The 22,038-nt window shown below is 68.1% G+C and carries 8 protein-coding genes; 6 read left to right on the forward strand and 2 right to left on the reverse strand.

Features of this window, described 5'->3' with window-relative positions:
* Nucleotides 1-2: 2 nt before the first annotated feature.
* Nucleotides 3-845: a response regulator gene (locus tag FSZ13_RS07760; RefSeq protein ID WP_145478970.1), complete on the forward strand. Its 843-nt coding sequence runs from the start codon at nt 3-5 to the stop codon at nt 843-845.
* Nucleotides 842-1,561, forward strand: coding sequence for a uracil-DNA glycosylase (gene ung / locus FSZ13_RS07765; RefSeq protein ID WP_145478971.1), 720 nt, complete (start codon nt 842-844; stop codon nt 1,559-1,561). Before FSZ13_RS07760 ends, ung begins: the two co-directional genes overlap by 4 nt.
* Nucleotides 1,562-1,576: 15 nt before the next feature.
* Here the strand turns inward: ung and FSZ13_RS07770 are convergent, their stop codons facing one another.
* Complete coding sequence (locus FSZ13_RS07770) at nt 1,577-1,939, reverse strand: helix-turn-helix domain-containing protein (RefSeq protein ID WP_145478972.1); 363 nt, start codon at nt 1,937-1,939, stop codon at nt 1,577-1,579.
* Between the two features lie 519 nt (nt 1,940-2,458).
* On the opposite strand from FSZ13_RS07770, the gene FSZ13_RS07775 reads away from it, so the two are divergent.
* The 4 genes from FSZ13_RS07775 (at nt 2,459) to rpoH (ending at nt 20,610) form a co-directional block, all read left to right on the forward strand.
* A complete protein-coding gene (locus FSZ13_RS07775; protein ID WP_145478973.1) occupies nt 2,459-4,444 on the forward strand; it encodes a DUF11 domain-containing protein in 1,986 nt (661 codons plus the stop codon).
* A gap of 97 nt (nt 4,445-4,541) precedes the next feature.
* A complete protein-coding gene (locus FSZ13_RS07780; protein ID WP_145478974.1) occupies nt 4,542-15,542 on the forward strand; it encodes an Ig-like domain-containing protein in 11,001 nt (3,666 codons plus the stop codon).
* 10 nt (nt 15,543-15,552) lie between these two features.
* Nucleotides 15,553-19,167, forward strand: coding sequence for a hypothetical protein (locus FSZ13_RS07785; RefSeq protein WP_186308873.1), 3,615 nt, complete (start codon nt 15,553-15,555; stop codon nt 19,165-19,167).
* A gap of 567 nt (nt 19,168-19,734) precedes the next feature.
* Complete coding sequence (gene rpoH, locus FSZ13_RS07790) at nt 19,735-20,610, forward strand: RNA polymerase sigma factor RpoH (protein ID WP_145478975.1); 876 nt, start codon at nt 19,735-19,737, stop codon at nt 20,608-20,610.
* A 122-nt stretch (nt 20,611-20,732) separates the two neighbouring features.
* Here the strand turns inward: rpoH and purD are convergent, their stop codons facing one another.
* Nucleotides 20,733-22,019: a phosphoribosylamine--glycine ligase gene (gene purD / locus FSZ13_RS07795; protein WP_145478976.1), complete on the reverse strand. Its 1,287-nt coding sequence runs from the start codon at nt 22,017-22,019 to the stop codon at nt 20,733-20,735.
* Nucleotides 22,020-22,038: the final 19 nt, after the last annotated feature.

A 22,038-nucleotide genomic window follows, 5' to 3' on the forward strand; every position in this document is an offset into this window, starting at 1 on the left:
GCATGCGTCCGCAAGTATTGAAGCACCTGGTCGACGACGCGCCGCGCGTCATGGTGGTCGACGGTTCCAGGCTGGTCCGCAAGCTCATCGCCGACGTGCTGCAGCGCGAGCTGCCGGCCGTGGAGGTGGTGGGCTGCGCCAGCATCGAGGACGCACGCATGGCACTGGAGGCCGGACCGGTCAACCTGGTCACCACCTCGCTGACGCTCAGCGATGGCGACGGCCTGGCGCTGGCGCGGCTGGTGCGCGAAACCGCCGGGCAGGCCTACGTGCCGGTGATCGTGGTTTCCGGCGATGCGCAGCAGCACCTGGAGCAGCGTCGCTTCACCGAGTACGTCACCGACTATTTCGACAAGGCGCTGGGGCATGAGGCGCTGGCGACCTTCATCCGCGGTTACGTGCAGCCGGAAAGCATTCCCGGCGCGACCATCCTGTACGTGGAAGACAGCCGCGTGGTGGCCGAAGCGACCAAGCGCATGCTCGAGCGGCAGAGCCTGAACGTGCTGCACGTGATGACCGCGGAAGAAGCCTTCGCGCTGCTCACCGCCGAATCGCTGGGTCGCAGCAGCCACCGCATCGACCTGGTACTGACCGACGTGACGCTCAAGGGCGAACTCAGCGGCCTGGACGTGGTCGAGCGGGTACGCGTGGACTTCGGCTACGGCAAGCGTCGCCTGCCGGTGCTGGTGATGACCGGTGACGGCAACCCCCTGAACCAGTCCAGCCTGCTGCAGGCCGGCGCCAACGACCTGGTGCAGAAGCCGATCGAAGAGCGGCTGCTGGTCACCAAGGTGCTGTTCCAGCTGCGCCTGTCCCGCCTCAACGACAGACCCGCGGTGCGATGAACGACGACGCGCACGCGGGCATCCAGCTGGAACCCGGCTGGAAGGCCCGCATCGGCGATTACCTGCTGCGTCCGGAGATGCGGGCGCTGTCGGCCTACCTGCGCGAACGCAAGGCGGCAGGCGCACAGGTGTTCCCGCCCGGGCCGCAGATCTTCGCCGCCTTCGACGCCACCCCGTTCGAGCAGGTCAAGGTGGTCATCCTCGGACAGGACCCGTACCACGGCGCCGGCCAGGCCCATGGCCTGAGCTTTTCAGTGCTGCCCGGGGTACCGGTGCCGCCGTCGCTGCTGAACATCTACAAGGAGCTGGAAGCCGACCTGGGGCTGCCACGCCCCGACCATGGCTGCCTGCTGCCATGGGCGCAGCGCGGCGTGCTGCTGCTCAACGCGGTGCTGAGCGTGGAAGCAGGGCAGGCCGGTTCGCACCAGAAGCGCGGCTGGGAAGGATTCACCGACCACGTGGTGGACACCCTCAACCGCGAGCATGAAGGCCTGGTGTTCCTGCTCTGGGGCAGCTACGCGCAGCAGAAGGGCAAGGTCATCGACACCCGGCGCCATCGCGTGCTGAAGGCACCGCATCCCTCGCCGTTGTCCGCGCACCGCGGATTCCTCGGCTGCGGACACTTCTCCGCAACCAACGACTACCTGCAGCGGCGCGGCCAGGGCGGCATCGACTGGTCGTTGCCGCCGCGCGCGGCCCTGCACATCCCGGGGTAACGACCGACGGGTGCCTTACCCGCCGAGCATCAGGATGATGTCGTGGGCCACCTTGCGCTTGCGCGGCGGCAGGCGCCGTACCAGCGACAGGATGTTGCCCTCCAGGTCGTTCTGCACGTAATCGGCGTTGGGCTGCACGGTGCCGTGCAGCGCGTCACCATCCGGCTTGGCACCCCCCCTCCCGGTCGCCAGCCATTCGAATCGCACGCGGGTGACCACGGCGATTTGTGCCAGATGCGACACGCTTGGGGTAGTGCCCTCCTTACGCTCCCATTGCGCGACCGCACTGCGTTTCACTCCGGTTTCCAGGGCCAATTGCGTCTGAGAAAGCCCCGCCGTGGTCCTTGCTGCTCGAATTCGATCCGACATCGACAGCATTGGAATCTCCCTTGCCTGTCCATTTTCACGATGGGTAGTTATCGATACTGACCGGGCAGTGATTCTTTTCCACGGATGTACAGAATCACTACACGTGCCTGCCGCCCAAGGGTTTCCCATCTGCTCCCCCGTGAACGTCAGTGCTGCTAACTGGCGTCTTCACCTCTTCCCGTTTGCGTCTATCCGATTGCCGACGTAATTAAAGCATTAACCGGCCAACGATGGCTGGCAATTCAAAAAACGTCGAAAAAGCAGGCCCCGCATGCTGCTCATGGTTGGTTAGCCGGCCGTGCTGGAGCAATGCGGCTCGGCGAAGGGGGACGGAAGATGGATAAAGTCTGGGGTGTGAATGCCGCGTCAGGGCGATTCAGCTTGGTGAGAATATTAACCCTGATTGTGATGGGGCTCTCATTATTTGGCGCAGTTTCCAATGTGAAGGCGCAGGACGCCTGCACCGCGAATGGCGCGTGCGTTTCCGCAGGGCCGCGGCTGGTGCAGGTGACCAGCGCCGAGAGTCCGGTGCTGAATCTGCTGTTCTCCACGCTGCTTCCGGGCACGAATATCAATCTCACCGCATTGGACTGGAACAGCCTTGCCGGCGCCGACGTCAATCTGAATGCGCTGCTGACCCGACTTAATGGCGGTGTTGTCGTAAGTGACCCGAGCCAGGTGCTGAATGCGAACATCACCCTCGGTCAACTGCAGGCCGCGCTGATTTCGGTGCTGCAGGCGGACGGACAGACCGCTGCGGCCAATGCGCTGAACCTGCTCACCCCCGCGATCAGCGGCCTGACCGGCACCATCCGCCTTGCCGACCTGCTCCAGGTGAGCCTGCCGCCCGGTTCCCTGGCCAACGTCAACCTGGACGTGCTCGACCTGATCACCGGCGGCGTGCAGCTGTACAACTTCCGCAACGTGGTCACCACGCCCACCCCGATCACCCTGACCACCGCGCAGCTCGCGCCGCTGGGGCTCGGCGGCCTGGCCAACGTCCGCGTCTGGGCGCAGGTGGTCGAACCGCCTACCTACAACTGCGGCCCGGTCGGTACCGGCTTCCACAGTGCCGCGATCCGACTGAAGTTCGACTTCGATATCGCCCAGGGCCTGACCATCGCGCCGCTGGTGAATGCACTCAATGGGCTGAACATTGCCGGGCTGGTGTCGCTGTCCGGCACCACCATCACCGCTTCGCTGCTGCACCTGTCGGTCTATGCCGACATCGCCCGCGCCGAAGGCACCATCAATGCCGTCAACCTGGCGAGCAGTGCGGTGACCCTGCAGGCCCGTCCGGGCCTGGTCAACCTGTACATCGGCACCATCAGCGATGCCGTGTTCTTCAATCGCACCGCAGTGCTGACCCCCGCCAGCGTCACCCCGATCAATGCGACCACGCTCAACGTAACCGTCGCGGTAAGCCTGCTTTCCGCACTGAAGGTGGCCGACGTCGACGTGCCGCTGACGGTGTCGCTGCGGGCGGTTGCCACGGGGACGCCGTCGACGCAGTCGGTGGTGTTCACCGGACCCTACCCACAGACGCGCACGCTTTCGGCGGGCACCGTCAGTGCCACCGCACTGGTCACCAGCCTGGTCAACAGCCTGGACATCAGCATCACCAGTGGCACGCCGGTGGTGCGGTTGGTCAACAACCTCGTGCAGCTGCCGCTGCCGGTGAACAGCATCGTCAATGCGGTGGTGCAGACACTCCTGCCGGTCCTGCGGCCGGTCGTGAACACGGTGGTGGCGCCGGTGCTGAGCGCGGTGCTGGGCGGCGTGGTGGACAACCTGCTGGGCCTGCTGGGCATCCGCATCGGCCAGGCCGTGTTCACCGTGGAAAGCATTTCGCAGAGCTGCGCGGCTACCGTGCAGCTGGTCAAGACGCTGGCGCCGACCACCGACCCGGGGCTGTTCAACCTCAGTGTGGCGCAGGGCGCCACGGTGCTGGCCAGCGTGGCCAATGTCGGCAACAACGGCGCCACCACCGCAGTGGTGACCACGCCCGGCACGGTCTACACACTGGCTGAAACCGCCGGGACCGCCACGGTGCTTGCGCGTTACGCCAGCACCTGGGAGTGCAAGGACCAGGCCGGCACCACGCTGACCAGCGGTACCGGGCAGAACTTCAATTTCACCTCGCCGGCATTGTCGGCGCAGCCGCTCAACGTGGTGTGCCGCATCACCAACCGCACGCGCCAGGCCGATCTGTCGATCACCAAGTCCGATGGCAGCGGTTCCTATACCCCCGGCGGAACCGCCAGCTACGTCATCACCGTCAGCAATGCCGGGCCCGATCCGGTCACGGCGGCGCAGGTAACCGACACCTTGCCGGCCGGCGCCACGCTGAGCGCGCCATGGAGCTGCATCGCGTCGGCGGGAAGCGTCTGCAGCGCCGCCAGTGGCGGTGCGGCGGGAACCAATGGGGTGAGCCTGGGTGTGGACCTGATCAACGGCGGGCAGGCAACGATCACCGTGCCGGTGATCTTCAGCGCCGACCCTGCCGCGTACTAGCCGTATCCACCCGGCGCGCCCGGTGGCGCGCCGACAGCAACGTCGCAATACGTGGTGCGCGGCCGAACGCCTGCGCGCTGCTTTCGAGGATTCCTGCATGTCGACCGCCAGCGCCCGACGCTTCCTTTCCCAGCTCGCTGCCCGCTGCCTGCGCGCCCGCGCGCTGCCGCTGGCCGGCATCCTGCTGACGACCCTGGTCGCAAGCGGAGCGCAGGCGCAGGCCTACCGCAACCCGCTGGTGAACACCGCCACCGTCGCCGCACCGGCCGACATTTCCGATCCCACCCCCGGCAACAACACCAGCAGCGACAGCAATACATTGGCCGCCAGCGCGCAGCTGAGCGTGTCCAAGACCATCACCACGCCTACGCCGGTCGCCGCCGGCGGCGCGGTGCAGTACCGCATCGAGCTGCGCAACCTGGGGCCGTCGCAGGCGGTGGGCGCCACCCTGGTCGACAGCGTGCCGGCGCAGCTGACCGCCGTCAGCTGGACCTGCGCGGTGGTCTCGCCCAGCACGCAGTGCGCGGCGGCATCGGGCACCGGCAACGTCAACATCGGCGTCAACGTCGGCGTGGGTGAGGTCCTGGTGGTGCTGGTCAACGGCACCGCGCCGACCACCACACCGGCCACCATCGCCGCCAACGTGGCCACGATCACGCCGCCGCTGGGCACCACCGACCCGACCCCGGGCGACAACACCGCCACCACCCCCACCATTCCCGTGCAGGCGGCGGCGCTGCTGGCCAACGACGACGACTTCCGGGCCGCGCCGTTGCCGCCCGGTGCCGGCGGCACCACCGCCAGCGTGCTGACCAACGACACCCTCAACGGGGTCGCGGTGGTGGCCGCCAACATGGTCGTGTCGCTCACCAGTGCGCCGTCGGGTTACAGCATTGCCGCCGATGGCACCGTAAACGTGCCGGCCACCGCCGCCGCCGGCCCGGTGACCTTGACCTACCAATTGTGCGAACAGGCATCACCGGCCAACTGCGATACCGCCAACGTGCTGCTGGTGGTCGGGCCGAATGCCGTGGACGACAGCTACGCCGTGCAGGCCGGAGCGCAGCTGATCGGCAACGTGCGCGACAACGACAACTACGTGGTCGACTCGACCTTCACCCAGATCGGCACCGCGCCCACCCAAGGCACCCTGCAGCTGCTTGGTGACGGCAGCTTCACCTATACCGCCAACGCGGGGGCGACCGGCACCGACACCTTCAGCTACCAGCTGTGCCTGCCCGCACCCAATGGCGCCGCCTGCGATACCGCCACGGTGACGCTGAACATCAACGCCAGCGTCATCGACGCGGTGGCTGATGACTTCACCGCAACCCCGGTGCCGGCGCAGAGCGGCGGCACGCTGGCCACGAGCGTGCTGGTCAACGACACCTTTGACGGCACTCCGGTGGTGGCGGCCAACCTGACCACCACGCTGATCACTGCCCCGGCTGGCTACGTGATGGACGCAGGCGGCTTCATCAGCGTGCCCGCAGGGGCCAGTGCCGGCGCGGTGACCCTGGCCTACCGCATCTGCCTCACCAGCGCGCCCACGCTCTGCGACACCGCCAACGTGCAGCTGGTGGTCGGGCCGGATGCGGTTGACGACGCGGTGACCACGCCCGGTGCCGGGCAACCCGCGCTCGGCAACGTGGGCACCAACGACATCGCCGCGCCTGGCGCAGCGTTCTCGCTGGTCACCCAGGCCACCCAGGGCACGGCGGTCATCGATGGCGATGGCGCCTTCACCTATACCCCCAACGCGACCGCCGCCGGTACCGACACCTTCAGCTACCAGGTCTGCCTGCCGGCACCCAATCCGGGCGTCTGCGATACCGCGACCGTCACCGTCACCCTCGGCGCGAATGCGTTGCTGGCAAACGACGACACCTTCGCCACCCCCGTCCCGGCGGCCGGCGGCACCACGCCCAGCGTGCTGGGCAATGACACCCTCAATGGCAGCGCGGTGGTACCGGGGACGGTCACCGCGACCCTGCTCTCGACCACGCCGGGCTACACCCTGGACCCGACCACCGGCACCATCGCGGTGGCCGCGAACATTCCCTCCGGCTTTGTCACGCTCAGCTACCGCCTGTGCGAAGTGGCCGTGCCGGGCAACTGCGACGATGCCGACGTCCAGCTGCTGGTGGCGCCCACCGCGCTGGCAGACACCTTCAACGTGCAGGCCGGCCAGTCGGTGAGCGGCACGGTTGCGTTCAACGACAATGCACCGACCGGTTCGCAGTATTTCGCGCTCACCGCGCCGACGCTGGGCAGCATCGACCTTGCCGGCAACGGCGCGCTCACCTACACCGCTAATCCCGGCACGACCGGTACCGACACCTTCGACTACCGGGTCTGCCTGCCGGCGCCGAACGGTGGCACCTGCGCGACGGCCACGGTGAGCGTGATCATCGCGGCCAACACGATCGACGCGGTGGACGATGTGTTCACCGCCACGGTGATCTCGCCGGTGACCGGCGGCAGCACCGCCAGCGTGCTGGGCAACGACACCTTCAACGCCGCCCCTGTCACGGCCGCGCAGGTCACCCTGAGCCTGGTCAACGCGCCGCCACCGGGATTCACCATCACCCCTGCCGGGGTGATCAATGTGCCGGCCGGTGCCGCCGCCGGCGCACTCAGCATCACCTACGAACTGTGCGAAGCCGGCGCCACCGGCAACTGCGACACCGCGCAGGTGGCATTGCTGATCGCGCCCGCTGCCGCCGACGACACCTACACCACGCCGGCCGGGCAGCCGCTGGTGGGCGACGTCAGCCTCAACGACAACGCACCGGCCGGCGCCAGCTACACCCTGCTGACGCCGCCGACCGCGGGCACGTTCACCCTGCAGGCCAATGGCGGCTTCAGCTACACGCCCGCCGCCGCCGGCGCGCAGACCGCGCAGTACCAGGTCTGCCTGCCCGCCCCGGACGCCGCGACCTGCGATACCGGCACGGTGAACATCACCGTGGTCGCCAACACCCTCGACGCGCTGGACGACAATTTCCGCGCGCCGGTGTTCGCGCCCGGCGTGGGCGGCACCACGCCCAGCGTGCTGGGCAACGACACCTTCAACGGTGCCGCGGTCAACCCGCTGCAGGTGACCGTGAACCTGGTCGGTGCACCGGCCGGCTTCAGCATCGATGACGCTGGCGTCATCACCGTGGCCGGCTTTGCCCCCGCGGGTGCCACCACGCTGAGCTACGCCCTGTGCGAACTCGGTTCCACGACCAACTGCGACACGGCCGGCGTACAGGTGCTGATCGCGCCGGATGCGGCCGATGACACCGCCAGCGTCACCGGCACCCAGCCGGGCAGCTTCAACCTGGCCGCCAACGACAATGTGCCGGCCGGTGCCACCTTCACGGTGACCCAGCTGCCGACCAAGGGCGCTGCCGTGCTCGCCGCGGATGGCACCCTGCAGTACACCGCCACCGCCGGGCAGAGCGGTGCGGACACGCTCACCTACCAGGTGTGCCTGCCCGCGCCGGATGGCACCACCTGCGATACCGCACAGGTCGCGATCACCATTGCCGCAGGCGCCCTGGTCGCGGTCAACGACGACTACAGCGCCAGCCCGATCCCGCCCACGGGTGGCAGCACGCCCAGCGTGCTGCTCAACGACACCTTCAACGGCGTGACCATCGTGCCCGGCACCACCCCGGTCACCGCCTCGCTGGTCACGCTGGCGTCGGGCTACAGCATGGCCGCCAATGGCGTGATCTCGGTGGCGGCCGGCACGCTGCCCGGTTCCATCGCGCTGGATTACCAGGTCTGCGAAACCGCGCTGCCCGGCAACTGCGCCACGGCCACCGCCGTTGTGGTGATGAGCCCCGACGCGGTCAACGACGTGCTGCCGGCCGCCGCCGGTGCCACCACCGTGCTCAACGTGCTGGCCAACGACGCAGCGCCGCTCACCCCCGTCCTGAGCGTGACCGCAGCGCCGGCAAACGGCAGCGTGGTGGTCAACGCCGATGGCACGCTCAGCTACACGCCCACCGGTGCGTTCGTCGGCGCCGATACCTTCACCTACCAGCTGTGCCTGCCGGCGCCGCATGGCAGCGTGTGCGATACCGCGACGGTGGCGCTCACGGTGACGGCGACCACGGTCACCGCGACAAACGACGACTTCACCGCGTCGCCCATCGCGCCGGGAACCGGCGGCAGTACCGCGAGCGTGCTGCTCAACGACACGTTCAACAACGCACCGATCGTGCCGGGCACCACCCCGGTGACCGCCACGCTGATCAGTCCGGTCACCGGCTACACGATGGCCGCCAACGGCGTGGTCAGCGTGGCGCCAGGCACCACGCCGGCTGCGGTGACCTTGAGCTACCAGGTCTGCGAGACCGCCCTGCCGACCAACTGCGCCGCTGCCACCGCGGTCGTGGCGGTCAGCCCGGCGGCGAACGATGACACCCTGCCGGCCACCGCCGGCACCGCCAACGTACTCAATGTGCTCGCCAACGACAGCGCACCACTGAACCCCGTGGTCACCATCGTCGGCGCGCCGGCCAACGGCACGGCCGTGGCCAACGGCGACGGCAGCATCACCTACACCCCGACCGGCGCCTACATCGGTGCAGACAGTTTCACCTACCAGGTGTGCCTGCCGGCGCCGGGTGCCGGTGTCTGTGACACCGCCACGGTGTCGCTGACCGTCAGCGCCACCACGCTCACCGCGACCAACGATGACTTCACCGCCACGCCCATCGCGCCGGCGACCGGCGGCAGCACCCCCAGTGTGCTGCTGAACGACGCCTTCAATGGTGTCGCGATCATCCCCGGTACCACGGCGGTGACGGCCTCGCTGTCCTCGCCGGTCACCGGCTACAGCATGGCGGCCAATGGCGTGATCACCGTGGCCGCCGGTACCACGCCGGCAGCGGTGACGCTCACCTACCAGGTCTGCGAGAACGCGGTGCCGACCAATTGCGCCGGTGCCACGGCCGTGGTCGCGGTCAGCCCGGACGCGGTCGACGACGCGCTGCCGGCCACTGCCGGCGCTACCACCGTGCTCAACGTGCTGGCCAACGACACCGCTCCGCTTGCACCGACCGTGACCGTCGCTGCCGCGCCGACCAACGGCACGGCGCTCGTCAACGGCGACGGCACCATCAGCTACACGCCCACGGCCGGCTTCACCGGCGCGGACAGCTTCACCTACCAGGTCTGCCTGCCCGCGCCGGCAGCCGGTGTCTGCGACACCGCCACGGTCGCCGTTACGGTGGGGGTGACCTCGCTCACTGCTGCGGCCGATGACTTCACTGCGACGCCGATCGCGCCTGCAGCCGGTGGCAGCACCGCCAGCGTGCTGCTCAACGACACGTTCAATGGCGTGACGATCGTGCCGGGCACCACCCCGGTGACCGCCACGCTGCTGACCGTGGAAACCGGCTACAGCATGGCCGCCGACGGCGTGATCAGCGTGGCGCCGGGCACCACGCCTGCCGCGGTGACCCTGAACTACCAGGTCTGCGAGACCGCCGTCCCGACCAACTGCGCCGCCGCCGCCGCTGTGGTGGCGGTCAGCCCGGTCGCGGTGGACGACGCCCTGCCGGCCACGGCGGGCACCGCCAACGTGCTCGATGTCGCCACCAACGACACCCTGCCGGCCAACCCGGTGATCACGATCGCGGTTGCCCCCGCCAATGGCGTCGCCGTGGTCAATGGCGACGGCACCGTCACCTATACGCCCACGGCCGGCTTCACCGGCGCAGACACCTTCACGTACCAGGTGTGCCTGCCGGCCCCCGGCGCGTCCGTCTGCGATACCGCCTCGGTGGCGGTCACCGTCAGCCTGACCGGCCTTGCCGCGGTCAACGACGACTTCACCACCGCGCCCATTGCACCGGCGCCGGGTGGCAGCACCGCCAGCGTGCTGCTCAACGACACCTTCAACGGCGCGCCGATCGTGCCGGGCACCACCCCGGTGACCGCCACGCTGCTCACCGTCGAGCCCGGTTACAGCATGGCCGGCGACGGTGTCGTCACCGTTGCCGCCGGCACCACGCCCGCTGCGGTGACGCTGAACTACCAGGTGTGCGAGAACGCAGTGCCGACCAACTGCGCCGGCGCCACCGTGGTGGTGGCAGTCAGCCCCGATGCGGTGGCTGATGCGCTGCCGGCCACCACCGGCACCACTACCGTGCTCAACGTGCTGGCCAACGACGCCGCGCCGCTGAACCCGGTGGTCACCCTCCCGGTCCCGCCGACCAACGGCACCGCCGTGGTCAACGCCGACGGCACCATCAGCTACACCCCGAGCGCCGGCTACACCGGCCCGGACAGCTTCACCTACCAGCTGTGCCTGCCCGCACCGGGCGGCAGCGTCTGCGACACCGCCACGGTGACCCTCACGGTGAGCGCCACCACGCTCACCGCGTTGGCCGATGACTTCACCGCGGCACCGATCGCACCGGCGACCGGCGGCAGCACCGCCAGCGTGCTGCTCAACGACACCTTCAATGGTGCCGCCATCGTGCCCGGGACCACGGCGGTGACCGCATCGCTGCTGACCACTGCGCCCGGCTACAGCATGGCCGGCGACGGTGTCGTCACCGTTGCGGCCGGTACCACGCCCGCCGCGGTGACGCTGAACTACCAGGTGTGCGAGAACGCGGTGCCGACCAACTGCGCCGGCGCCACCGTGGTGGTGGCGGTCAGCCCCGATGCGGTGGCCGATGCACTGCCGGCCACCGCCGGTACCACCACCGTGCTCAACGTCCTGGCCAACGACGCCGCGCCGCTGAACCCGGTGGTCACCCTCCCGGTCCCACCGACCAACGGCACCGCCGTCGTCAATGGCGACGGCACCATCAGCTACACCCCGACCGCCGGCTACACCGGCCCGGACAGCTTCACCTACCAGCTGTGCCTGCCCGCACCGGGCGGCAGTGTCTGCGATACCGCTACGGTGACCCTCACCGTGAGCGCCACCACGCTCACCGCGGTGGCCGATGACTTCACCGCGGCGCCGATCGCGCCGGCAACCGGCGGCAGCACCGCCAGCGTGCTGCTCAACGACACCTTCAATGGTGCGGCCATCGTGCCCGGGACCACCCCGGTCGCGGCATCGCTGGTGACCCCGGTGACCGGCTACAGCATGGCCGCCGACGGCGTGGTCAGCGTCGCTCCCGGCACCACGCCGGCGGCGGTGACGCTCAGCTACCAGGTGTGCGAAGTGGCCGTGCCGACCAACTGCGCGCAGTCCACCGCCGTGGTCGCGGTCAGCCCGGTCGTGGTCGATGACACGCTGACCGCAGCGGCCGGAACCACCACGGTACTCAACGTGATCGCCAACGACACCCTGCCGGTCAATCCGACCATCACCGTGCCGGCTGGTCCGGCCAACGGCAGCGTCACCGTCAACGGCGACGGCACCATCAGCTACACGCCCAACGCCGGCTATACCGGCGCCGACAGCTTCACCTACCAGGCCTGCCTGCCCGCGCCGGGTGCCGCTGTGTGCGACACCGCAACGGTCTCGATCACCGTCGCCGTCACCACGGTCACTGCCGTGGCCGATGACTTCAGCAGCGCTCCGATCGCACCGGCCGCCGGTGGCAGCACGCCCAGCGTGCTGCTCAACGACAGCTTCAATGGTGCTGCCATCGTGCCCGGCACCACCCCGGTGACGGCCTCGCTGTCGAGCCCGGTGCCGGGCTACAGCATGGCCGCCGACGGCGTGGTGACGGTCGCTGCGGGCACCACGCCGCAGGCGGTCAGCCTGGCTTACCAGGTCTGCGAGACCGCCGTGCCGACCAACTGTGCGCAGTCCACCGCGCTGGTGGCGGTCAGCCCGGCCGCCGCGGACGACACGCTGTCGGCTGCGGCAGGCGCCACCACGGTGCTTGCGGTGACCGCCAACGACACGCTGCCGCTCAACCCGACGATCACCCTCCCGGTGCAGCCGGCCAATGGCACCGCCGTGGTCAATCCGGATGGCAGCATCAGCTACACGCCGACCGCCGGCTTCACCGGTGCGGACAGCTTCACCTACCAGGTGTGCCTGCCCGCACCGAACGGCAGCGTGTGCGATACGGCATCGGTGAGCCTCACGGTGACGGCCAGCGCGCTGGTCGCACAGCCCGATGACTTCAGCGGCGCGCCGGTTGCGCCGACCGGCGGCACCACCGCCAGCGTGCTGCTCAACGACACCTTCAACGGTGCCGCGATCATTCCGGGCACCACGCCGGTGACCGCGTCGCTGGTCGGAAGCGTGCCGGGCTACAGCATGGCCGCCAACGGCGTGGTCACCGTGGCGCCGGGCACGCTGCCGGCAGCGACCACGCTGACCTACCAGGTGTGCGAGAACGCCCAGCCCAGCAACTGCGCCCAGGCCACCGCACTGGTCGCGGTGCGCCCGGATGCGGCCGACGACGCGCTGCCCGCCGGGACCGGCACCACCGTACTGGCCGTGGGTGCCAACGACACCCTGCCGGTCGGCGCGGTGTTCACCGTGCTGGTGCCGCCGTCCAACGGCACTGCCGTGGTGAATGGCGACAACACCATCAGCTACACGCCGAACGCCGGTTTCACCGGGACCGACAGCTTCACCTACCAGGTGTGCCTGCCCGCGCCGAACCTCAACGTGTGCGACACCGCCACGGTCAGCGTGACCGTCACGGCCGCGCTGCTGGACGCGGTGGACGACAGCGCCAGCAACGTGCCGGCGACCGGAGCGCTCGGCGTGCTCAACGTGTTCGCCAACGACACCTTCAACGGCGCCGCGCTCGACCCGGCCACGGTGGTGCTGACCCCGAACAACACCACGGCGCTGACCATCCAGCCCAACGGCAGCCTGGACGTGGCGGCCGGTACCCCGGGGGTCACCTACACCACCACCTACCGCCTCTGCCTGGTGGCACAGCCGACGGTGTGCGACATCGGCACGGTGTCGGTCACCCTGGCCACCACCCCGGGCCTGCTCGACGCGGTGGACGACACCGTGGCGAATGTGCCGGCCGCCGGTGCCAACGGGGTGGCCAACGTGCTGGCCAACGACACCTACAACAGTGCTGCACTGGATCCGGCCACCGTGGTGCTGACGCCGGTCAACACCGCCGCGATCACCATCCAGCCCAACGGCAGTGTCAACGTCGCGGCGGGCACGCCCGGCACCACTTACACGACCACCTACCAGATCTGCCTGGTGGCGCAGCCGGCGGTGTGCGACATCGGCACGGTCTCGGTCACGCTGGCCAGTGCGGGTGTCCTGGTGGCCAACGACGACAGCGTGCCCGGCGTGCCCCCGGGCGGCGCCACCGGGGTGACCAACGTGCTGACCAACGACACGTTGAACGGCACGCCCGTGGACCCGACCACGGTGGTGCTGACGCCGACCAATACCCCCGTGCTGACCATCCAGCCCGACGGCAGCGTCGACGTCACTGCCGGCACGCCGGGGACGACCTACACCACCACCTACCAGATCTGCCTGGTGTCGCAGCCCACGGTATGCGCGGTCGGGACGCTTTCGGTCACCCTGGCGGCGGCGCCGAACAGCGTGCCGGTGGCCAACAACGACCAGGCCAGCACGCCGCAGGACACCGCGGTCGACGTACCGGTGCTGGCCAACGACCTGGCCAATGGCGTCCCGCTCGACCCGGGCACGGTGGCGGTGACCATCACCACCGCGCCGACCATGGGCACGGTGGTGGTACTGCCGGACGGCAGCGTGCGCTACACGCCGATGACCAACTTCAGCGGCACCGACAGCTTCGGCTACACCGTGTGCAACCAGGCCACGCCGACGGTCTGCAGCAGCGCCACGGTCAATGTGCAGACCCAGCTCAACGACGTGGACGTGGTGGACGAGAACATCACCGTGCTCAGTGGCACCACCACGACCGTGCCGCTGCTGGACAACCTGACCACCAGCGGCGCGCGCATCAATCCGGCGTCGATGCGACTGGGCCGGGTGGCAGCCAACGGCCGTGCAACCTGCGGCAACGGCGAATGCGTCTACACGGCCTTCGTCGGCTACAGCGGCCTGGACAACTTCAGCTACAACATCTGCGATGCCTCGATGCCGACCCCGGTGTGCGTGGAAGGCTGGGTCAACGTAGTAGTCACCGCCGATGCGGTGGTGCTGCGCCTGACCAAGCAGGCCACCCAGCGTAGCGTGAAGGTGGGCGACGTGGTGCGCTACGTGGTCACCGTGGAGAACATGGGCGACTTCGACGCGCTGGGCGTCACCCTGTTCGACACCCTGCCCAGCGGCTTCACCTTCATTCCGGGCGGGTTCGAAGCGCAGGACATCGACAATTCTGCACGCGCCAGCGGCGTGGCACCGCTGCGCATCGACGGCCTGGACATCCGCGCCGGTGGATCGGCCACGCTGGTGTACTACCTGCGGGTGGGGGCGGGTGTGGGGCTGGGCGTCCACACCAACCGCATTACCGCCAATGACGTGCTGGGTACCACCATCAGCAATGTGGCCTCGGCCGACGTGGAGGTGATCGGCGATCCGCTGCTGGACGAAAGCCTGGTGATCGGCAGCGTATTCAATGATCGCAACGGCAACGGCGTGCAGGACGCAGGCGAACGTGGCATCCCCGGTGTCCGCGTGGCATCGGTGGAAGGCCTGGTGATCGAAACCGATGCGTACGGCCGCTACCACCTGGTCGGCATCAACGGCGGCCAGGCGCGCGGACGCAACTTCATCCTCAAGGTCGATCCGACCACGTTGCCGGCCGACGCGCGCTTCACCACCCGCAACCCGCTGCTGCGCCGGATCACCCCGGGGCTGCCGGTGCGCTTCGACTTCGGCGTGGCATTGCCCGAAGGCAGGTTCAACGCCGGGCCACCGCAGTCGGTGCTGGAGGTAGGGGAGGGGCTGTTCGTGCCTGGCCAGGCCACGCTCGGCAACGCCGCCGAGACCGTGCTGGCGCATGCAGCACGCACGCTGGAGGCGCAGGGCGGGGGGCAGGTCGACGTCGCGGTTGGCCAGGCCTCGCCTGCACTGGCCGGGCAGCGCGCCGACGCACTGCGCAAGGCTCTGCTGCCACGCCTGTCCGATGAAACCGCCGCGCGTGTGCAGGTCCAGGTGCAGCCCGCTGCACCGGCCCGCCCCGCCGACCGTGCGGACCGCTGAGGAGATGACCATGAACTGCAAGACCTCACTCAGCCTCCTGATGTTCCTGTCGGTGCTGTGCTTGCCGACCACGCACGCACAGGCGCCGCAACCGGTGCCTGAAGTGCCCACCACGCTGTGCGGGGTGGACGGCTGCCGGCAGGGCAACGACCTGCTGCTGCAGTTGCGTCCGGCTGCGGATGCTCCCGTCGGTCCCTCGGAACCCGGCGCGGTCGTGCCGGCACCCAATGGTGCGTCGGCCACCGAGCTCCCGGATGGCGCGGTGGTCTGGGCAACCGAGGACCCGGCGCTGTCGGCGCCGGTGCTGAATGTACAGACCGGTTCCATGGCCCCGTTCGAGAACGGCCGCCTGACCAAGCCGCTGCGCTTCCACGGCTACAACAACTACGCCTCGTTCATCGAGCGGCTGGAGGTTGTGATTTACCGCGGCAGCGACACCGACCTGGTCACGCCGCTGGCGCGCATCGAGATGCCGGTCGACTATGTCGGCAACACCGAATGGGACGGGCAGCTGCCGGACAACCTCAACCTGCGCGTCGGCGACGACCTGCAGTACATCGCCCGTGCATACGGTCGCGATGGCTCGTTCGATGAAACCAACGCGCAGCGCTTCCAGCTGGTGCTGCCCACCGACTACGAGCGCGGCACCCAGCTGGTCCGCGACGACGTACAGCGTTCGCTCGGCCGGGTACTCAGTGGCGATGATGCGCAGGCCCAGCAGCTGAGCAACGCCATCTACGGCCAGAACGCGCTGCGCCAGCAGAACATCCCGATCTACGGGTCGCGGGTGCGGATCTACGGGCGCGGGCTCAGCCCGAACGCACGGGTCATGATCAACGGCCAGAGCTTCCCGGTGGACCTGGAGCAGAAGTTCGCCGCCGAGTTCCTGGAGCCGATCGGCCAGCACCGTTACACCGTGCAGGTGGAGGCGATGGACGCGCCGTCGCTGACCCGCACGCTGGCGGTGGACGTCACCGGCAGCTACCGCTTCCTGGTGGCCCTGGCCGATGTCACCCTGTCCAGCAACACCGCCAGCGGCAACCTCGACCCGCTCGCGGCCGACCGCGACCAGGACGACAGTTTCCTCAGCGAAGGCCGGCTGGCGTTCTATCTGAAGAGCAAGCTGCGCGGGAAGTACCTGGTCACCGCGCAGGCCGACACCTACGACCGCGAACTGAAGCGCCTGTTCGACGGCTTCCTGGATGCCGACGCCCGCGATGTGTTCCGCCGCCTCGACCCGGACCAGTACTACCCGGTGTACGGTGACGACTCCACCACGTATCGCGACATCGATACCCAGGGCAAGCTGTACGTGCGCGTGGACTGGGACCAGAACCAGGCGCTGTGGGGCAACTTCGCCACCGGCTTCACCGGCACCGAGTATGGCCAGTACGTGCGTTCGCTGTACGGCGCGGCGGTGAGCTGGCGCTCGCGTGCGACCACGCCGCTGGGCGACCCGCGTTCGCTGCTGAAGGCCTTCGGCTCCGAAGCGCAGTCCGCACTCGGTCACAGCGAGTTCCTCGGCACCGGCGGCAGCCTGTACTACCTGCGCCACACCGACCTGCTGCCCGGTTCGGAGCAGGTGGTGCTGGAAGTGCGCGACCGCACCACGGGCAGGACGGAAGTACGTACCAACCTGCAGCGCGGCGTGGACTACGAGATCAACGAGATCCAGGGTCGCCTGTTCCTGACCCGCGCGCTGTCGCAGATCACCCGGGAGAACGTGCGCACGCTGACCCGCGATACGCCGCTGGATGGCTATGACCAGCTGCTGCTGGTGGACTACGAGTACATCCCGCTGGGCTTCAGCACCGATGACGTCAGCGCCGGCCTGCGCGGCAAGCAGTGGTTCGGCGACCACGTGGCGGTCGGCGGTACCTACGTCGACGAAAACCGCAGTGGCGACGACTACAGCCTGATGGGCGCCGACCTCACCCTGCAGGCCGGCCGTGGCACCTACCTGAAGCTGGAGCAGACCCGCACAGAAGCCACCGCCGCACCGATCTTCTATTCGGACAACGGCGGCCTGAGCTTCATCCAGCGCAATCCGGTCAGCGGCGACCGCAAGGGCGATGCACGCGCGGTGGAAGCGCGCGCCAACCTGCGCGAGCTGGGCTGGACGAAACAGGACTGGAGCATGGGCGCGTGGTGGCGTGACGTGGACGCCGGCTTCTCGGTGTCACGCATGGACAGCGGGCTGGCACTGGAAGAATACGGTGCCGAATTCCTGGGCTATTTCACCGACAACCTGAGCCTCTACGGTCGGCACAGCCGTGCCGAGCGTGGCGAGGTGGCCGTGGAGCAGTCGCAGCTGACCATGGACTGGCGGCTGGGCAACGATGGCCAGCTGGACGCCGAACTGCGCCGGGTGCGCGAAGAGAATGCCGGCACCGACGTGGATGGCACGCTGGCCGCGTTGAGTTATCGGCAGCGGCTGGGCGCCAAGTGGGAGCTGTACGGGGTAGGGCAGCTGACCGTGGACGACGACGGCGGCGCCTACGAAGACAACGACCTGGCCACGCTGGGGGCGCGCTATCTGTTCGGCAACCGCTCCAGCCTGGGCGCGGAAGTGAGCAGCGGCAGCCGCGGCGACGGCGCCAAGCTCGAAGGCGAGTACTGGATGACGCCCGAGCACAGCTTCTACGGCAACTACAGCTACAGCACCGACCGGACCACTACCGACCCGCTGTACGACACCGGGCTGCAGTCGGGCTGGACCCTGGGACAGCGCTGGCGCCTCAGCAGCCAGGTCAACGTGTTCAATGAAAGCCAGTACCTGAAGGACCGCCGCGACGACAGCGCGGGGCTGGTGCATACCTTTGGCATGGACTTCTATCCGGCGCAGGGCTGGACGCTGGGCTTCACGGTGATGGACGGCGAACTGGACGCCACCACCGGCCGTGTCGATCGCCGCGCCTACAGCGTCAACGGCGGCCGCACCGATGCCGACACGCAGTGGACCAGCAAGCTGGAATACCGCCGCGACGAAGGGGCCGAAGACCGCCGCCAGTGGGTGACCACCAACCGGCTGCTGTACAAGGTCAACGAAGACTGGCGCATCGCCCTGCGCGCCAACTACGCCGACACCGATGACAGGCGCAACCCGCTGGCCGACGCCAAGCTGGTGGAGTCGAACCTGGGCTTTGCCTGGCGGCCGCACGACAACACCCGATGGGCGGCGTTCGGCAAGTACACCTATCTGTATGACGTGGCGTCGCTGGGGCAGGAGGGCGGCAACGTGTACGACCAGAAGTCGCAGATCGTCTCGTTCGAAGGGGTGATGCAGGTGAGCGACCGCTGGGAGGTCGCCGCCAAGCTTGCGGGGCGCTGGGGCGACTACCGCACCGGGCGCGGCGAGGGCGCATGGCTGGACAGCCGGGTCAACTTCTCGGCGTTGCAGCTTCGCTACCGGTTGTTCGCGCAGTGGGAGGCCATGGGTGAGTACCGCTGGCTGGACGTGCGCGAGGGGGGCGACAAGAAAGGCTGGCTGGTGGGCGTGGACCGCCAGGTGGGGCAGAACTTCAAGATTGGTGCGGGGTACAACTTCACCGAGTTCAGTGATGACCTGACTGAGCTGCGGTATGAGGCGAAGGGGTTCTTCTTGAATCTTTCGGGGTATTACTGAGCTTCGGAATTGTCTGGCCTGCCACGCAAGGCGTGTTCCCGGCTTCGGAATTGTCTGGCCTGCCACGCAAGGCGTGGCACTACCGGGCATTGCGGCTTCCGAGGTCGGCTTCGGTGGCATTACTGTGGGGTGTGGGGAGTCGCGGCGTAGAGCCAGGCCCTGCCTGGCTGCTCTTGCGGGCGCACGTGGCATCCGGGCTTTTGGGCTGCTCATTCGTGCGGAACTCCCTGCCGCGTAGAGCCAGGCCATGCCTGGCTGGCACCGTCCGGCGCCGGGATTTTGGGCTACCGTTCAGCTCTGCCGGCGCTTCGGCTGAATGCCTGGCAACGTTTTCATCCTGAATGGGCCGATCTTTGTGGGATTGTCCTGCCCAAAACGACGTGGTGGTGACGTTTTTGCGTATATCGTATTGATTTATATTGGAATTACGCCGAAGGGCGTCCACTCGCAACTGTCACCATTTCGCGGTACGTTAAGGGCCTGATCTGCGTCAGCGTTTCACCTGCGGAACGCTGGAACTTTTTGAACTGTCAGCAGTCCAAATACAGGACTGATAAGATGACCCCTATGAGCCAGAACATGTCTACTGCCCTTGTGGCAAACAATCTCCCGATTCCCAGTGCGCTCGGTTCGCTGGACGCCTACATCGGCGCCGTGCACCAGATCCCGGTGTTGACGGTCGATGACGAACAGGACCTGGCCCGCCGCTTCCGCGACGAGCAGGACTTGGACGCCGCGCGCGAGCTGGTCCATTCCCACCTGCGCTTCGTGGTGCACGTGGCCCGTGGCTATAACGGCTACGGCCTGCAGCTGGGCGACCTGATCCAGGAAGGCAACATCGGCCTGATGAAGGCAGTGAAGCGCTTCGACCCGGACATGGGCGTTCGCCTGGTGTCCTTCGCGGTGCACTGGATCCGTGCCGAAATGCACGAGTTCATCCTGAAGAACTGGCGCATCGTCAAGGTCGCCACGACCAAGGCGCAGCGCAAGCTGTTCTTCAACCTGCGCAAGTCCAAGACCCGCCTCGGCTGGTTGAACGCGGCTGAAGTCACCGCCGTCGCCAAGGACCTCAACGTGTCCGAGCGCGAAGTGCTTGAGATGGAATCGCGCCTGTCCGGCCGTGATATCGGTTTCGATGCGCCCAGCGATGACGACAACGATCACGCGCCGCCGTCGCCGGCTGCGTTCCTGGTCGCCAACGACGAAGATCCGTCGATGGCCTACGAGCGCGCCGACAGCGAAGACAACCAGCTGCAGCTGCTGCGCGAAGGCCTGGCCGAGCTCGACGCCCGCTCGCGCGACATCATCCGTCGCCGCTGGCTGGACGCCGACAGCAAGGTCACCCTGCAGGAGCTGGCCGATGAGTATGGTGTCTCCGCCGAACGCATCCGCCAGGTCGAAGCGAACGCGCTGAAGAAGATGAAGGCGTTGTTCACCGCATAACGCGGCAGACAACGCAGCAGACAGAAAGCCCGGCATCGCCGGGTTTTTTGTTGCGGCAGAGGCGTGCCCACCAACGGTGGGCACCTACCGCCAAGGTAGAGCCGACTGTTAGTCGGCTGCTCTTACGCCTTCTCGCGCGCGATCGCTCGCCAGCCGATGTCGTTGCGGTGGAACTCGTGCTCCCACGTCACCTTCGCCACGCCCGCATACGCATTGGCCTGCGCATCGGCCACGCTGTCGCCCAGCGCTGCCACGCACAACACACGCCCACCCGCGCTGAGCACCTGGCCCTGCGCGTCCAGCGTGGTGCCGGCGTGGAACACCTTGGCCGTAGACGGCACCTGGTCCAGCCCGTGAATCACATCACCGGTGATCGGCGTTTCCGGGTAGGGCGCCGCCGCCATCACCACGCCCAGCGACGGGCGCGGGTCCCACTGCGCTTCTACTTCATGCAGGCGTGCATCGATCGCTGCTTCGACCAGTTCCACCAGATCCGACTGCAGCCGCAGCATCACCGGCTGGGTTTCGGGATCGCCGAAGCGCACGTTGAATTCGATCACCTTCGGCGCGCCGCTGGCATCGATCATCAGGCCGGCGTAGAGGAACCCGGTGAACGGAATGCCGTCGGCGATCATGCCCTGCACGGTGGGGTTCACCACCTCGCGCATGACCCGTGCGTGTACCTCGTTGGTGACCACCGGTGCAGGTGAGTACGCGCCCATGCCGCCGGTGTTCGGGCCGGTATCGCCATCGCCCACGCGCTTGTGGTCCTGCGAGGTAGCCATCGGCAGCGCCGTGGTGCCATCGACCATCGAGATGAAGCTGGCTTCCTCGCCATCGAGGAATTCCTCGATAACCACGCGCGCGCCGGCATCACCAAACGCGTTGCCCGACAACATGTCGCGCACCGCGTCTTCGGCCTCCTGCTGCGTCATCGCCACGATCACGCCCTTGCCCGCCGCCAGCCCATCGGCCTTGACCACGATCGGTGCGCCCTTGTCGCGGACGTAGGCCAGCGCTGCGTCCACCTCGGTATGCACGGCATAGAACGCGGTGGGGATGCCGTGGCGGGCCAGGAAGTCCTTGGCGTAGGCCTTGCTGCCTTCCAGCTGCGCTGCCTTCGCGGTCGGCCCGAAGATGCGGTGGCCCGCAGCGCGGAAGCGATCCACCACGCCGGCCACCAGCGGCACTTCCGGCCCGACCACGGTGAGCTCGATGCCTTCCGCCTGCACCAACGCCAGCAGCCCGTCCAGGTCAGTGACTTTCACCGGCACGTTGCGGCAGCCGGCCTCGGTGGCGGTGCCTGCGTTGCCCGGTGCAACCAGCACCTCGCTGACACGTGACGACTGGGCCAGCTTCCAGGCCAGGGCATGTTCACGGCCGCCGGAGCCGATGACGAGGATTTTCATTAGGGCGTTCCTGGGATGA

The sequence above is a fragment of the Stenotrophomonas rhizophila genome (assembly GCF_007667275.1).
Lineage (GTDB): Bacteria > Pseudomonadota > Gammaproteobacteria > Xanthomonadales > Xanthomonadaceae > Stenotrophomonas > Stenotrophomonas maltophilia_AE.